The sequence below is a fragment of the Peribacillus sp. NPDC096447 genome (genome assembly GCF_044762725.1).
Taxonomy (GTDB): domain Bacteria; phylum Bacillota; class Bacilli; order Bacillales; family DSM-1321; genus Peribacillus.
This window is the reverse complement of the sequence record NZ_JBIWEV010000002.1, coordinates 397,865-412,456: the sequence shown is the minus strand read 5'-3', so window position 1 is coordinate 412,456 and position 14,592 is coordinate 397,865. Positions and strand designations below refer to the sequence as shown.

Genomic DNA, 14,592 nt, shown 5'->3' with positions numbered 1-14,592 from the left:
AAAACGACTAAGGATGTGAGTTTTAAAAAGATGATAAAAGATTCTAGATTTCAAGGATATAATATGAAGGGCTTTCAAAAGGACGTAACGGCAGGATTGGTCGTAGGTGTTGTAGCCATCCCTTTAGGATTGGCTTTTGCAATTGCTTCAGGCGTCGAACCGATATACGGGTTATATACGACCATCATCGCTGGAATCCTCATATCGATTTTGGGTGGCTCCAAGTATCAAATTGGAGGGCCAACCGGGGCGTTTGTTCCTTTATTATTTGGAATCGTTATGCAATATGGGTATGAAAGCCTGCTTATTGCCGGGTTTTTAGCCGGAATGATGTTAGTCGTGATGGGTCTTCTTAAGTTAGGCAATTTGATGAAGTTCATTCCCCGTCCCGTCATCATTGGATTTACAACAGGAATTGCGATAATAATCTTTTCAGGGCAAATTGCCAACTTCTTTGGTATGAAAGTGGAAAAACATGAAGCGTTCATGGATAACATGAAGGAACTGGTGATTAAAGCAGACACGATCAATCTATATAGTGTGATTGTTGCGATTATATGTTTTGTCGTCATACTGCTGGCACCTAGACTTTTGCCACGAGTACCAGGACCGCTTCTGGGTCTGCTGATTTCCACAATTGCAGCTTACTTTTTATTTCCCGATAAGGTGGCTACGATTGGTTCGACGTATGGAGCGATTCCGAAAGGTTTTCCGGAATTCCAAGTGCCGGAGCTATCAGTGGAAGTCATTATCACACTCCTTCCCGTTGCTTTTACGATTGCCTTGTTAGGCGGTGTCGAGTCATTGTTATCCGCTACCGTGGCCGATAACATGGGGGGAACCAAGCATGATAGTAATAAGGAATTGGTTGGGCAAGGAATCGCGAACATCGCGACCCCATTCTTCGGCGGGATACCTGCAACAGGTGCCATTGCCAGGACAGCTACCAATATAAAAAGCGGGGCAGTCTCCCCGATGTCCGGAGTCATTCACGGAATTGTCGTTTTACTGGTTTTGCTGGTGCTTTCTCCATATGCAGCGCATATACCTTTGGCTAGCATGGCGCCCATATTGATGTTTGTTGCCTGGAATATGAGCGAAAGAAAGGAATTCGCTCATGTATTGAAAACGAAGACGGCGGATTCTGCGGTTTTGCTAGTCACCTTCCTCGTCACAGTCTTCACTGATTTAATCATGGGAGTGGGAATCGGCTTATTGATTGCATTCATCACCTTCATTGCAAAAATGAGCCACACGTTAAAAGTCAGGGAAAGAAGTCATGAGATTACCGAGATTGTTCCAATTGATAATTCGGATTCAAAGATCAATGTGTATAACTTGGAAGGTCCCCTCTTCTTTGGATCGATAGACGTCTTGGAGTCATCGATATTGGAGAACTTGGATAATAAGACGAAAGTGTTGGTATTAAGCATGCGCCGGGTAACATATATGGACACTTCAGCAGAGGCTGCACTATTGGCGATTGTTAATCGCATCGGAAAATATAAGGGGAAATTAATCATTTCCGGAATTCAGCAGCAACCCAAGGAATTGTTACTCAGCACTGGGTTGTATCATAAAATAGATAAACAGCACTTTTTTAAATCGAAGGAAGATGCCCTGTATTTTGCCAAGAAGCAGTTGAAGGGCAATTCGGATAAAGTAGTCTAATAGTTTCATCCTCGAAGTCACCTTTTTGGATAGTTATGTTATAGTATCGTTAACAGTAGATTTTTAAAAGAAGGTGACTATCTGGATGAATATATATCGGATTGGCCAGCTTGCTGAACTAGCGAATGTTTCGAGAAGAACCATTGACTATTACACACAATTAGGAATGCTGAACTATGAAAAAACTGGGTCAAGATATCGGTATTACACAGAAGATGCTTTAAATCGTCTTCAAATGATTAATCGGTATAAAGAACAGAATATGCCTTTGACCGAAATCAAGGAACGGTTACAAGTCTGGTCGGAAACCACTGTTGATTCTGAGCAAGTGCTCTTGATGGTGGACAAGCTATCTACAGACCTAAAAGGACTGGAGAATGAATTGCTAGAATTAAAGCCTTTATTGGAACAGCTCGATGAACAGCAATTAACTTATGCTGCACAACAGCTTTCCGTTCGGGGCAGCTCTTTATTGAGTATCCTTGCCATGCTCGCCTAAGCTTTTTGCCAAGTTCAACAAAAAAAAGGACCTGATTGGGTCTTTTTTTGTTAACTGGCCATTTAATGAAAACTTCAAACTCATGAGGATAACCTGACTTTATATACGATGCGGTATTTTGGAAGAACGAGTCTATAGATCTTTTTTCAATAAAGATGAAGGATATAAGGGAATGGAAAAAGAAGAACTTAAGTATCTACCACTATATGAAGAGGTGAAAGGGAATGATTGGATCGATAGTTACGACGGTAAAAGGACATCTTCAAGGTACTATGGAAAACGATATATGCGTTTGGCGTGGAGTCAGGTATGCGAAAGCGCCGATTGAGGGTCTGCGTTTCCTCTCGCCGGAGCCAGTTGATAAATGGAACGGTGTCCTGGATGCAGTGGATTTTGGTCCGATTCCCCCGCAGCCGATGGATGATCGGGCGGTAAGGACAGGAATGACCGGAAATGAAAAAATGGATGAGGATTGCTTGTTCCTGAATATTTGGTCGCCTAGGGCTGATGATAAAAAACGCCCGGTCATGGTGTGGATTCCTGGAGGAGCATACATAACGGGAGCTGGATCCCTTGATATGTACAATGGACATTTACTGGCTAAGAATGGAGATGTAGTCGTAGTAAGCATCAACTATAGGCTGGGGGCACTGGGATATCTGGATTTTTCCGAGTTGGCAGGTGAGGGAGAAATATTTGAAACCAATTTAGGTTTACGTGATCAAGTTGCGTCTCTGAAATGGGTTAAAGAAAATATAGAGGCGTTTGGCGGCGACCCTGATAATGTTACGATATTTGGTGAATCAGCTGGTGGCAATGCGGTGACGACTTTACTTACTGTTCCTTCAGCGAGAGGTCTTTTTAAACAGGCCATTGCGGAAAGTCCCGCTCCGACATCTGTTTACGGAAAAGGATTTGCGCGCCAGTTCAGTGAAAGGTTCCTTGAAATATTGGGCATTGGAAAGGATGAAATCCACCGCTTAAAGACACTTCCAGTTCAAGAGATTGTCACGGCCTCCTACCAACTCTTACAGGAAAATTCACAGGCCATGCCGGGCTCACTATCATTTGGACCTGTCGTAGATGGTGACTTCCTGCCCGATTATCCACTAGATTCGATTCGATCCGGAAAAGCAAAGGGAATACCATTGCTTATAGGAACAAATAGGGACGAAGCAACGTTATTCGACCAGATGAATCCCCCGTTAATCCCAACTAATGCGGCGATGATTCAGAAAATGTTCGAAAACACTGATCCAGAGGCGAAAGAGCGAATTACGAATGCTTATATAAACTACCCAGAAAAGGAAGCTGTGCTTGGCATTGGCCGTGATGCCACTTTCCATATTCCCTCGGTTTGGTATGCGGAGGCATACAGCCGCTTTGAAAAAACATGGATGTACCGTTTTGATTATAAAACGGCGGCAATGCGCATAAGTAAATTAGGGGCGACACATGGTATGGAAATTCCTTTTGCCTTCCAGACTTTCGACTCGGCATTTGGGAAACGGATTACTTCATATGGTTCAAGGTCAGCTGCCCTAAAGGTTTCCCATAGAATGCAGGGCCATTGGGTCAACTTTGCGAAATATGGAAACCCCAATCCCCCGGAAGGAGAAATCTGGCCGAAATATGATGAAAGAAATCACTACACAATGATTTTTGATAAAAAGGATTATATTGAAAAAGATCCTGACAGAATGATAAGGTTGGCATGGGAAGGGGTTGGGATTTACAAGTGAAAAATAGCGGCTTGGAAGAAAGCGGGGAGAACATGGATATCAATAATTTCATGTCAACGAAAGAGTATGCGGAAACTTTGGATCAGGAAGATCCATTAGTTTCTTACAGAGAGGAGTTCTACTTGAACCCCGGAATGATTTATATGGATGGCAACTCATTGGGACTTTTATCAAAGCGGGCTGAGAAAAGTTTAATGAAGTCATTGGATGATTGGAAAAGGTATGGAATCGATGGGTGGACGGAAGGCACCGAGCCCTGGTTTTACTTTTCTGAGAGATTGGGTGAATTGAGTGCCCCGCTAGTAGGTGCTTTAGAGGATGAAGTGATAATGGGAGGGTCGACTACAGCTAATCTGCATCAGCTTGCGGCCACTTTTTTTGAACCGAGAGCTGGCAGGAATAAGATTTTGGCGGATGAACTAACCTTCCCGAGTGATATCTATGCACTTCAAAGCCAGCTCCGATTGCATGGGCTTGATCCTTCGGCACACTTGGTTCAGGTGAAAAGCCGAGATGGTAAATTCCTTGAAGAAGCTGACATCATTGCAGAGATGAACGAGGAAATAGCGTTGATTGTACTTCCGACGGTTTTATATCGAAGCGGACAGATCCTTGAAATGGAGAGGTTAACAAAGGAAGCGCATGCGCGTGGAATCATGATAGGATTCGATGCCTGTCATTCCGTGGGAGCCATCCCGCATTTGTTTGACGACTGGGAAGTGGATTTCGCGTTTTGGTGTAATTATAAGCATTTGAATGGCGGACCAGGATGTGTAGCGGGGTTATATGTGAACCGTAAGCATTTTGCAAGGCTGCCCGGTTTGGCTGGATGGTTTGGCTCGCGGAAAGATAAGCAGTTCGATATGGAACATACCTTCACCCAGGCAAATTCGGCAGGTGCCTTTCAAATTGGAACTCCCCATATATTAAGCATGGCTCCCCTTTTAGGCTCGCTTGAAATGTTTGCGGAAGCGGGGATAGAACAAGTCCGGAAGAAATCCTTGAAGCTGACTCAATATCTTATGGATTTAATACATTCGGAATTGACGGGATATGGATTTGGGATTGGGAGCCCAAGGCATGAAGCAAAAAGGGGCGGTCATATCATCCTTGAACATCCAGAAGCTGCAAGAATTTGTAAAGCATTGAAACAAGAGGCCATCATTCCCGATTATCGTGAACCGAATATGATTCGTTTAGCACCTGTTGCACTTTATACCTCTTTTCAGGAAGTCTATGAAACTGTACAGGTGCTTAAGAAGATCATGGACGGCAGATTATATGAAAACTATGAAAATAAAAGGGGAATCATTGCCTAGAATGGGAGCAACATATGGAGAAAAATAAACTGCATCGTGAATTATCATCGAATCAAATCACCATGATAGCCATGGGATGTGCAATTGGCACCGGGTTATTCTTGGGCAGCGGCCTTGCGATTTCAACGGCAGGTCCAAGTGTACTTATCAGCTATGCAATAGGTGCATTCATTGTCCTTCTGCTGATGGGCTGTTTGGCGGAAATGACTGTAGCCTATCCAACATCGGGATCCTTTGGAACCATTGCTGAAAAATATATAAGTCCATTTGCGGGTTTTGTTGTGAGGTATTCATATTGGATAGCGAATGTTCTTGCCATTGGTGTCGAAGTGAGTGCCATCGCTGTTTATATGAAATATTGGTTCCCTGCTGTACCTGGAAGTGTTTGGATTTTCCTTTTTGCTGCACTGCTAATCTATGTAAATGCGACGAGTGTCAATACATTCGGGAATTTTGAGTATGTATTTTCAATGATCAAGATAAGCGCCATTGTCATATTCATTCTACTGGGCGCCTATGTGGTGTTTGGCGCCGGACCTTCAAGCGGGATCGGTGTAGAGAACTATGGCAATGATGGAGGTTTTATGCCTTTCGGATTTTGGGGCCTCTGGGTCGCCATATTCATTTCGCTCTTCAGCTTTTTAGGAACTGAATTGATTGCGGTGACCGCTGGAGAAGCAAAGGACCCGGATATAGCCGTCCCTAAAGCTTTAAAGGCAACTGTCTTCAGGCTTGCCACTTTTTATGTACTGACTATCGGGATCATGTTAATGATTGTTCCCTGGCAATCTGCAGGTATTGATAAAAGCCCATTTGTTAAGGTAATGGAAATCCTGAATGTTCCCGGGGCATCGGGGATAATGAATTTCATTATTTTAACCGCTGCTTTATCCGCTATGAATAGTCAATTATATGCCTCCACCAGAATGATATTTTCGTTATCCGAGCAAAAGCAGGCTCCAGCCTTATTTCAAAAAGTGAGCAGGAAAGGTGTCCCGGTAAGGGCCCTTCTCATATCCACTTTAGGAATATTTCTTGCTGCAGGAGTAAAGGTCCTGCTTCCGGATACTTCATATGCATTCATGATGGGGATATCGATGTTCGGAGCCATTTTAACCTGGTTCATGGTGTTCATTTCCCATTTATATTTCAGAAAGAGGTGGGAGAAATCAGGGGGCCGCAAATTACCGGTTAAAATGTATGGGTTTCCATATCTAACGATTCTTGGTGCATTTCTTTTGTTTGCTTTGACGGTATCTACCTGGTTCACTGGCCCATTTAAAATCGTGCTCCAGTTCGGGGTTCCTTGGCTGATCTTTCTTTGCATCGTTTATTTATTGATGTCGAAATTCAAAAGAAAGTAAAGGGAAAGAGGGATAGTATGGATAAGGGGCAAAGAGATGAACATCGTTTGGAAGAATGTATGGTAACAGATTTTGAAAAAGATATGTCCTATGGGGACTATCTGCATTTAAATCAAATTTTATCAAGTCAGCATCGACTTTCCGGCCATCACGATGAAATGCTGTTCATCATCATTCACCAAACAAGTGAATTGTGGATGAAATTGATTATCCATGAATTGACTGCGGCAACTGATCATATTGAGGCAGGACATTTGGAGCCTTCCTTTAAGATGCTATCCAGAGTGGCCAGGATCCAACAGCAACTTGTTCAATCTTGGAATGTGCTTTCGACCTTGACGCCATCCGATTATATGGAATTCCGGGAGAAACTAGGAAACTCTTCAGGGTTTCAATCATTTCAGAACAGGTTGATAGAATTTGCGATGGGTCAAAAGAATTCGCAAATATTGGCCGTTTTCCGTCATCAGCCCGAGCTTTATGAGTCGATGATGGCAGCCTTGAATAAACCAAGTATTTATGATGCGGCTATAGGGGCTTTGGCTGCAAGAGGGCTTCCCATCGATCAATCCGTCCTGAAGAGGGATTGGTCTTTAATTTATCAGGAAAATGCAAGTGTTGAAAAAGCATGGCTGACCGTTTACCGTGATGTGCATAACTACTGGGATTTATATGAGTTGGCCGAAAAACTCGTTGATATTGGAAGTCAACAACAATTCTGGAGATTCAATCATATGAGCACCGTAGAAAGGATCATCGGTAATAAAAAGGGAACTGGCGGATCGTCCGGTGTAAGTTATCTGAAGAAAGTGGTCGAACAGCCATTTTTTCCTGAGCTTTGGACATTAAGGACCAAACTGTAAGCTTTGACTGGGGGGGATATCATGAATCAATGGTTAGATATTTCCCAAGGCCTTAATGAAAATACGCCATATTGGCTAGGAGATAGCAATATTATATCGGCTGAATTCATCAATGGCTGAAGGGTCATCTGTCAATGTAGGGGGAATCCGGATGACCCTTAAAGAATTCAATTGATTCTCCCTATCATTTTGATGGAAATGGAAAAAATCATCGAACTTGATCTCGATTTATGAAGCCGGGCACGGGAGCCCGATCAGGGCCGTGGTGAAAAAGAAAGGCTGATGAGGGGGATATAAGGATGGGCAAAATTGGAGTTTATGGATCTTCCTTCGATCCGGTCACGAATGTGCATTTATGGACAGCGTCCACCATTGCGCATCGTGCTAAGCTGGACAGGGTGATTTTTTTACCTTGCTCAAATGGCCGTATCGATAAACAGATGAAAACGAGCAATGAACACCGTTGGGAAATGCTCAAGCTGGCAATAGGGGGCAACCTGTTATTCGAAGTCAGTGATTATGAAATTAATGAACGTGCCGGAACGAGTAAACAATATACTTGGTATACGATGGAATATTTTAAATCACGATTTCCAAAGGACGAAGTTTACTTCATAATGGGTGCAGATTTACTTGAAGATATTGATAATCAGGAGTTGCCGGTACACTTACGATGGAAATTCAGGGAAAAACTGATTGCAAATCATAAATTCATCGTCATGGCACGGGATGGGATCGATATGCTGAAAATCATATCCAAAAGTCCATTGCTAAGGAATTATGATGATGGCAATACATTTCACCTTATTGATAAAGGCCTTTCCATGGAAATCAGTTCTACATATATAAGGGATGAATTCGCGATGGGCGGGGAACCAAGATATTTACTTCCTGATCAGTGTTATCAGTATATCGTGGACAATAAGCTGTATCAAAAAGCATCAAATTCATAAATAGGTATTAAAAAGGGCTCGATCTCCCCGTTGGATCGAGCCCTTTTCGTTGGGGGAATTCTTCAATTTGCAAAACGTGAATGAATTTAAATAAAAGGACATGCAATACCTAGTTGACAACTGGGTTAACTTTACTTTATGGTAATGATATACAAAAAATAAAATACTTGCTGATCAGAGAACTGAAGGCATACTATCTCCTGAATAATTGAAAGGGAAATAGCATGCCTTTTTTGTTTGTTGTAAAAAAAGGGGGAAGCTCATGAAAAAGGTAATGTTATTGATAAGTTTGATTTTAGCATTCGGTGTACTTGCGGGATGCAACTCGGAAAAAACGGAAGGCGACGGGACATCAAAGTCAGTCGAGCTTTTGAATGTGTCATATGATCCGACAAGGGAATTGTACCAGGAATTCAATGAAGCGTTCGTGAAGCACTGGAAAGAAGAATCCGGTCAGGATGTAACGATTCAGCAATCACATGGCGGATCTGGTAAACAGGGCAGGGCAGTCATTGATGGATTGGAGGCGGATGTCGTTACTTTGGCATTGGCTTATGATATTGATGCCATTTATGAAGCTAGTAATTTGCTGGCGAAGGATTGGCAAAAACGTTTACCGGAGAACTCGACACCATACACATCAACCATTGTGTTTCTGGTAAAAAAAGATAACCCTAAAGGCATTAAAGATTGGGATGATCTGATTAAAAAGGATGTATCCGTCATTACCCCAAATCCAAAGACAAGCGGAGGGGCAAGGTGGAATTACCTGGCTGCCTGGGCTTATGCGGAGAAAAATTTCGATAATGACGAAACAAAAGTGAAGGATTTCATGAAAAAACTTTATCAGAATGTTGAAGTCCTGGATTCAGGGGCCCGCGGTGCAACGACCACTTTTGTGGAACGGGGAATTGGTGACGTACTAATCGCTTGGGAGAATGAAGCCTATTTAACACTGGAAGAATTCGGTGATGACAAATATGAAATCGTCAATCCTTCAATCAGTATATTAGCAGAGCCGCCGGTAGCTGTTGTCGATGAAGTGGTCGAGAAAAAAGGAACAAAGGAAGTGGCTGAAGCTTACCTGGAATACCTCTATACGGATGCCGGTCAGGAAATTGCCGCGAAAAACTTCTATCGTCCAAGGGATGAGAAGGTTCTTGCTGAATATGAAGACCAATTCGCAAAAATCGATATGGTGACGGTTGATGATACGTTTGGCGGTTGGAAAAAAGCCCAGGAAACACATTTTAATGATGGTGGTACATTTGACGAGATTTATCAACCGCAATAAGCATGAAGGAGAAGATGGCTTTTACATCTTCTCCTTCATAAATCAGAAAAAGAGCTGAGGCGAAGCGATGAATATAGTGACAGAAGGTAAACAGAAGAAAAAGAGGACCATACCCGGTTTTGGATTGACGATGGGTTTTACGCTGCTGTATCTCTCCATCATCGTTTTGATCCCGTTATCGATGGTTTTTCTAAACACATTTTCAATGGGGTTCCAGGATTTTTGGGCGACCATAACTGAACCAAGGGTTCTCGCTTCTTATAAATTGAGTTTCATGACAGCGTTAACTGCGGCCTTTGTGAACGCAGTTTTTGGTGTGTTAATTGCCTGGGTGCTTACTCGTTATGAGTTTCCCGGTAAACGGATCATCGATGGACTGGTTGATTTGCCTTTTGCCCTCCCGACTGCCGTGGCAGGGATTACGTTGACCACCTTGTATTCACCGAACGGATGGATCGGGCAATTCTTCAGCTTTAAAGTCGCTTTCACTCCCGCAGGGATCATCATCGCCCTTATATTTATCGGTCTGCCATTCGTGGTGCGGATGGTTCAACCGGTGCTTGAAAATATCGAAAAAGGGATGGAAGAAGCATCTGCCTCTTTAGGGGCGAATCGAATGCAGACATTCATTAAAATCATCTTCCCGGAATTGATTCCAGCGATATTGACGGGTTTTGCACTTTCTTTTGCGAGGGCACTTGGAGAGTATGGATCAGTTGTCTTCATTGCCGGAAATATGCCGTTTAAAACGGAGATTTCCCCGCTGATCATCATGACAAAGCTTGAACAGTATGATTATGAAGGTGCAACAGCAGTTGCAGCTGTCATGCTCATTATTACATTTATAATCTTATTCACCATCAATATCTTACAATGGTGGACCGGCAAAAGATATTCAGGGAAGTAGGAGGGATATGATGGAACATGATAATTCAGTTGTTGCAAATGCGAATCACCCAGTCATGATTACGAGAAACGCAACTAAAGAGCCTAGATCCATTCAGTGGATCCTTATTTCCATTGTATTGCTATTTCTCACTTTGTTTTTAGTAGTCCCATTAATCGCGATTTTTGTAAAAGCCTTTGAAAAAGGTGCCGAAGCTTATTTTGCGGCCATTGTCCACCCTGATGCCGTGGCTGCGATTAAGTTAACATTGATCGTTGTCCTCATCACCTTGCCGCTCAATGCCATATTCGGAGTGGTTGCCGCGTGGACCATAACAAAATATGATTTCAAGGGAAAAAACTTCTTAATAACATTGATAGATTTGCCTTTTTCCGTTTCACCCGTCATTGCAGGGTTGATTTTTGTCCTTCTGTTCGGCTTGCATGGAACACTTGGTCCACTGCTGCAATCTCTTGACATTAAAGTGATCTTTTCAATACCAGGGATTGTCATCGCCTCCATTTTCATCACCTTCCCATTCATTGCGCGCGAATTGATCCCGCTCATGCAAAGTCAGGGGACGTCTGAAGAAGAGGCCTCACTCACGCTGGGTGCGGGAGGGTTTAAGACATTTTGGTATGTGACGCTTCCCAATATAAAATGGGGGCTTCTATATGGAGTCATCCTTTGCAATGCAAGAATAATTGGGGAGTTTGGAGCTGTATCGGTCGTATCTGGCCATATACGGGGCATGACCAATACGATGCCGCTTCATATTGAAATCTTATACAATGAATATCAATTTTCAGCCGCTTTTGCCGTTGCATCCCTGATGTCCATTTTTGCAATCATAACCTTGATCATTAAAAGCTTCATAGAGTGGAAAACTGACTTTAAATCAACCAAAGCGAGGTAGGAGGAATGAAATGAGTATCATCATTGAAAATGTTACAAAATATTACGGGTCCTATCAAGCACTCCGGAACATCGATTTGGAAATAAAGAGCGGTGAACTTGTTGCCCTTCTTGGCCCTTCAGGATCGGGAAAAACGTCATTACTGCGTATCATCGCGGGTCTTGAACAGGCTGAGAACGGAAAGATCTTTTTTAATGAAGAGAATTACACGCATAAACATGTAAAAGATCGAAATGTGGGTTTCGTCTTTCAGCATTATGCCCTTTTTCGTAATATGACCATTTTTGATAATATTGCCTATGGATTAAAGGTCCGACCTAGAAAAATGAGGCCCAGTAAAGAAGTTATTGCACAAAAGGTTACCGAATTGCTTCAACTCGTCAAGCTGGAAGGATATAAAGATCGTTATCCATCGCAATTATCAGGCGGCCAGCGCCAGCGTGTCGCATTGGCAAGGGCACTTGCCGTTGAACCGAATATCCTCTTGCTTGATGAACCATTCGGGGCATTGGATGCCAAGGTTCGCAAAGAACTTCGGCGTTGGCTAAGAAGACTTCACGATGAATTCAATGTTACGAGTGTATTCGTGACGCATGATCAGGAAGAGGCAATGGATGTTGCTGATCGGGTCGTAATCATGAATGAAGGGAAAATTGAACAGGTTGGAACTCCGGAAGAAGTATATGATCACCCGGAAAATCCATTCGTTTATGATTTTCTCGGCAGTGTCAATCTTTTCAAGGGCAACGTTCACCAAGGGAAATTGGTAACTGGGAATGTGGAAATGAATGCCCCGGGCAGTGAAGATGGAGCGGGCACTGGTTATGTAAGGGCTCATAACTTTATCATAGAAAGAGAACCAACAGAAAAGGATTCGATCGCATCCATAATTGAGCACATTCATACAATTGGCCCCATCGTCCGGATAGAAGTCATTCGTCAGGATACAAACGAACCGCTGGAAATCGAACTGACGAAAGAACAATATTTGAATCTGGAAATAAGCAAAGGAGAAAGGGTATTCGTCCGACCGAAAGAATTGAAAGTTTTTGTCGACTTTATGGCTGGAATTTAAGGATGGGTCGAATATTGACGGAAAAACCGCTGATGAGCGGTTTTTTTTATGGGGCTGTAAGTCAACCTTCTCGTATGATAGGTAAATGAGCTGCAATCTGTTCCAAAAGGGCTACCGTGCATTCACAGGTAGTGAGTTTTTGCCTGCCAATAGTCTATGGTCCCTTGGTGCTAAACACTAGATAGAAAGTCTTGCATCAAAATACGAAGGTGATTATGTAAGATATTGGATGTTTTATCACGTGGAAAAGTCGAATTTTTATGTTTAATGTTAAAATTGAAATATAATTGTAATATTGTTATTACGCATTTGACAAAATCTGATGATATACTACGACTTAGATGAAAACATAGTAGAATTTAAGAAATGTATTTAATATTATTTCAACCTTAGAAGATTACATAAAGAGTAAAAAAAATAGAGAAGAGTTCCCAGCAATTTATTTTGACTAATCATTTTTCATAGAGAAAAAGAAGTGGGTCGATGGAAATGCAAGGGGAGGAAAGCAGGGGAAATGAGTTTGAAGAAAAAACTTATCGTATTGAACACGACAATTATGCTTGGATTAGGAAGTGCTTTTGCCATACCGTCTGTAAAAGCTGAATCTATCACGGATATTCAATCGCAACGCACAGGAATACAATCAGATATTTCAGAGGCAGCACAAGTTATTGAGCAATTGAAAAAAGAACAATCGAAAATGAATGCCCAAATTGCCCAGATCGAATCGGCAATGAAAGAAAATGACCAAAAAATCAAAGATACTAAACAAGAAATTAAAGACACCGAAAAAGACATAGATTCTTTAAAGAAAGAAATTAAAGCGTTGGAAGAAAGAATCGCAAAACGCGAGGAAGTCTTGAAAGAGCGCGCGCTTTCATTCCAAGAGAGCGGCGGGGACGTTGAGTACCTAGAAGTTGTTTTAGGTTCTAAAAGCTTTGGTGAATTCGTTAATCGTGTTGGAGCGGTAGCCACTATCGTGGAAGCTGACCAACAGATTCTTAGCGAGCAGGAAGCGGATAAAGCTGACTTAGAGAAAAAACAAGCGACCGTTGAGAAAAAATTGCAAAGTCTTAAGGATATGGAAGTAGAGCTAAAAGGCATGCAATCTCAAATTAAAGATCAAAAAGCTGAAACTGTCAACATGAAGGCTAAGATTGAAAAGAAAGAATCGGAAACAGAAGCTCTAAAACAATCTTTAGAGAATAAAGATGCCGGTTTAGAAGCACAAATAGCATCCATCCGTGAAAATATCAAAAAAGAGGAAGAACGTAAAGCAGCAGAGAAAGCAGATCTTGACCGTGCTGCTGAAGAAGTGAATTCTTCAAATTCTTCCAGTGAAGGATCATCAAGCTCTTCTAACGAAGAATCATCAAGTTCTTCTAAAGGCGAAGCTACGGCAAAAAGTTCATCTAAAGGTGAATCATCTTCAAATTCATCTAAAAACAGTTCTGCTGCTAAACCTACAGCCAGTAAAACTGAAACATCAAGCAAGCCAAGCAGTGCAAATACAGGGTCTGCCATTACAGCAGGTTATAAATATATCGGTAACTCCACATATAAATTTGGTGGCGGAAGAACGGCATCCGATATTGCTAACGGTCTTTTCGATTGTTCAGCATTCGTTGCATGGGCTTATAAACAAGCTGGTGTGAACCTTCCAGCAAGTACGGATGCATTGAAAAATGCAGGACGTCAAGTATCTGATAGTCAAAAACAACCTGGAGATTTAGTATTTTTCAATACCTATAAAACTGATGGGCATGTCGGAATTTATGTCGGCGGCGGCAAGTTTATCGGTTCCCAAAGTTCAACAGGTGTTGCAATTGCCAATATGGAAAGTGGATATTGGGCAGGTGTATACAACGGCCGTGTCGTTCGTGTAAACTAATCGATCTTTAATAAGCAGGGGAGAAAATGCCCCTGCTTATTTTTTTTGAAAAAAAGTCGAAAAAAATGAAACTTATTTTGAAATTCAACGTAAATACTATAAGATTAAATAAGGATAGG

12 protein-coding genes are annotated in these 14,592 nt (G+C 42.2%); all 12 read left to right on the top strand.

The features are described from left to right. Positions 1-30 precede the first annotated feature (30 nt). Positions 31-1,671: a SulP family inorganic anion transporter gene (locus tag ACIQZD_RS08890; RefSeq protein WP_402900900.1), complete on the top strand. Its 1,641-nt coding sequence runs from the start codon at positions 31-33 to the stop codon at positions 1,669-1,671. 85 nt (positions 1,672-1,756) lie between these two features. Further along, positions 1,757-2,170, top strand: a complete 414-nt coding sequence (locus ACIQZD_RS08885; RefSeq protein WP_157831082.1) for a MerR family transcriptional regulator — start codon at positions 1,757-1,759, stop codon at positions 2,168-2,170. A gap of 224 nt (positions 2,171-2,394) precedes the next feature. Continuing rightward, the gene (locus ACIQZD_RS08880) at positions 2,395-3,912 is read left to right on the top strand and encodes a carboxylesterase/lipase family protein (RefSeq protein ID WP_402900896.1); all 1,518 of its coding nucleotides are present in this window, start codon (positions 2,395-2,397) and stop codon (positions 3,910-3,912) included. Positions 3,913-3,944: 32 nt separating this feature from the next. Beyond that, a complete protein-coding gene (kynU, locus tag ACIQZD_RS08875) occupies positions 3,945-5,231 on the top strand; it encodes a kynureninase (RefSeq protein ID WP_402902046.1) in 1,287 nt (428 codons plus the stop codon). 14 nt (positions 5,232-5,245) lie between these two features. Beyond that, positions 5,246-6,595 (top strand): amino acid permease, encoded by a 1,350-nt coding sequence (locus tag ACIQZD_RS08870; protein ID WP_402900893.1) that lies wholly within the window; start codon positions 5,246-5,248, stop codon positions 6,593-6,595. A gap of 17 nt (positions 6,596-6,612) precedes the next feature. Next, the gene (kynA, locus tag ACIQZD_RS08865; protein WP_402900888.1) at positions 6,613-7,458 is read left to right on the top strand and encodes a tryptophan 2,3-dioxygenase; all 846 of its coding nucleotides are present in this window, start codon (positions 6,613-6,615) and stop codon (positions 7,456-7,458) included. A gap of 299 nt (positions 7,459-7,757) precedes the next feature. Beyond that, positions 7,758-8,411 (top strand): nicotinate (nicotinamide) nucleotide adenylyltransferase, encoded by a 654-nt coding sequence (gene nadD, locus ACIQZD_RS08860; RefSeq protein ID WP_402900883.1) that lies wholly within the window; start codon positions 7,758-7,760, stop codon positions 8,409-8,411. Positions 8,412-8,673: 262 nt separating this feature from the next. Beyond that, positions 8,674-9,705, top strand: coding sequence for a sulfate ABC transporter substrate-binding protein (locus ACIQZD_RS08855; RefSeq protein ID WP_402900880.1), 1,032 nt, complete (start codon positions 8,674-8,676; stop codon positions 9,703-9,705). Between the two features lie 67 nt (positions 9,706-9,772). Beyond that, positions 9,773-10,612, top strand: coding sequence for a sulfate ABC transporter permease subunit CysT (cysT, locus tag ACIQZD_RS08850; RefSeq protein ID WP_387549378.1), 840 nt, complete (start codon positions 9,773-9,775; stop codon positions 10,610-10,612). Between the two features lie 55 nt (positions 10,613-10,667). Beyond that, entirely contained in the window at positions 10,668-11,507 is an 840-nt protein-coding gene (gene cysW / locus ACIQZD_RS08845; protein WP_241590580.1) for a sulfate ABC transporter permease subunit CysW, read from the top strand. Positions 11,508-11,517: 10 nt separating this feature from the next. Continuing rightward, a complete protein-coding gene (locus ACIQZD_RS08840; RefSeq protein ID WP_402900877.1) occupies positions 11,518-12,582 on the top strand; it encodes a sulfate/molybdate ABC transporter ATP-binding protein in 1,065 nt (354 codons plus the stop codon). 514 nt (positions 12,583-13,096) lie between these two features. Then, the gene (locus ACIQZD_RS08835) at positions 13,097-14,473 is read left to right on the top strand and encodes a C40 family peptidase (RefSeq protein ID WP_402900874.1); all 1,377 of its coding nucleotides are present in this window, start codon (positions 13,097-13,099) and stop codon (positions 14,471-14,473) included. Positions 14,474-14,592: the final 119 nt, after the last annotated feature.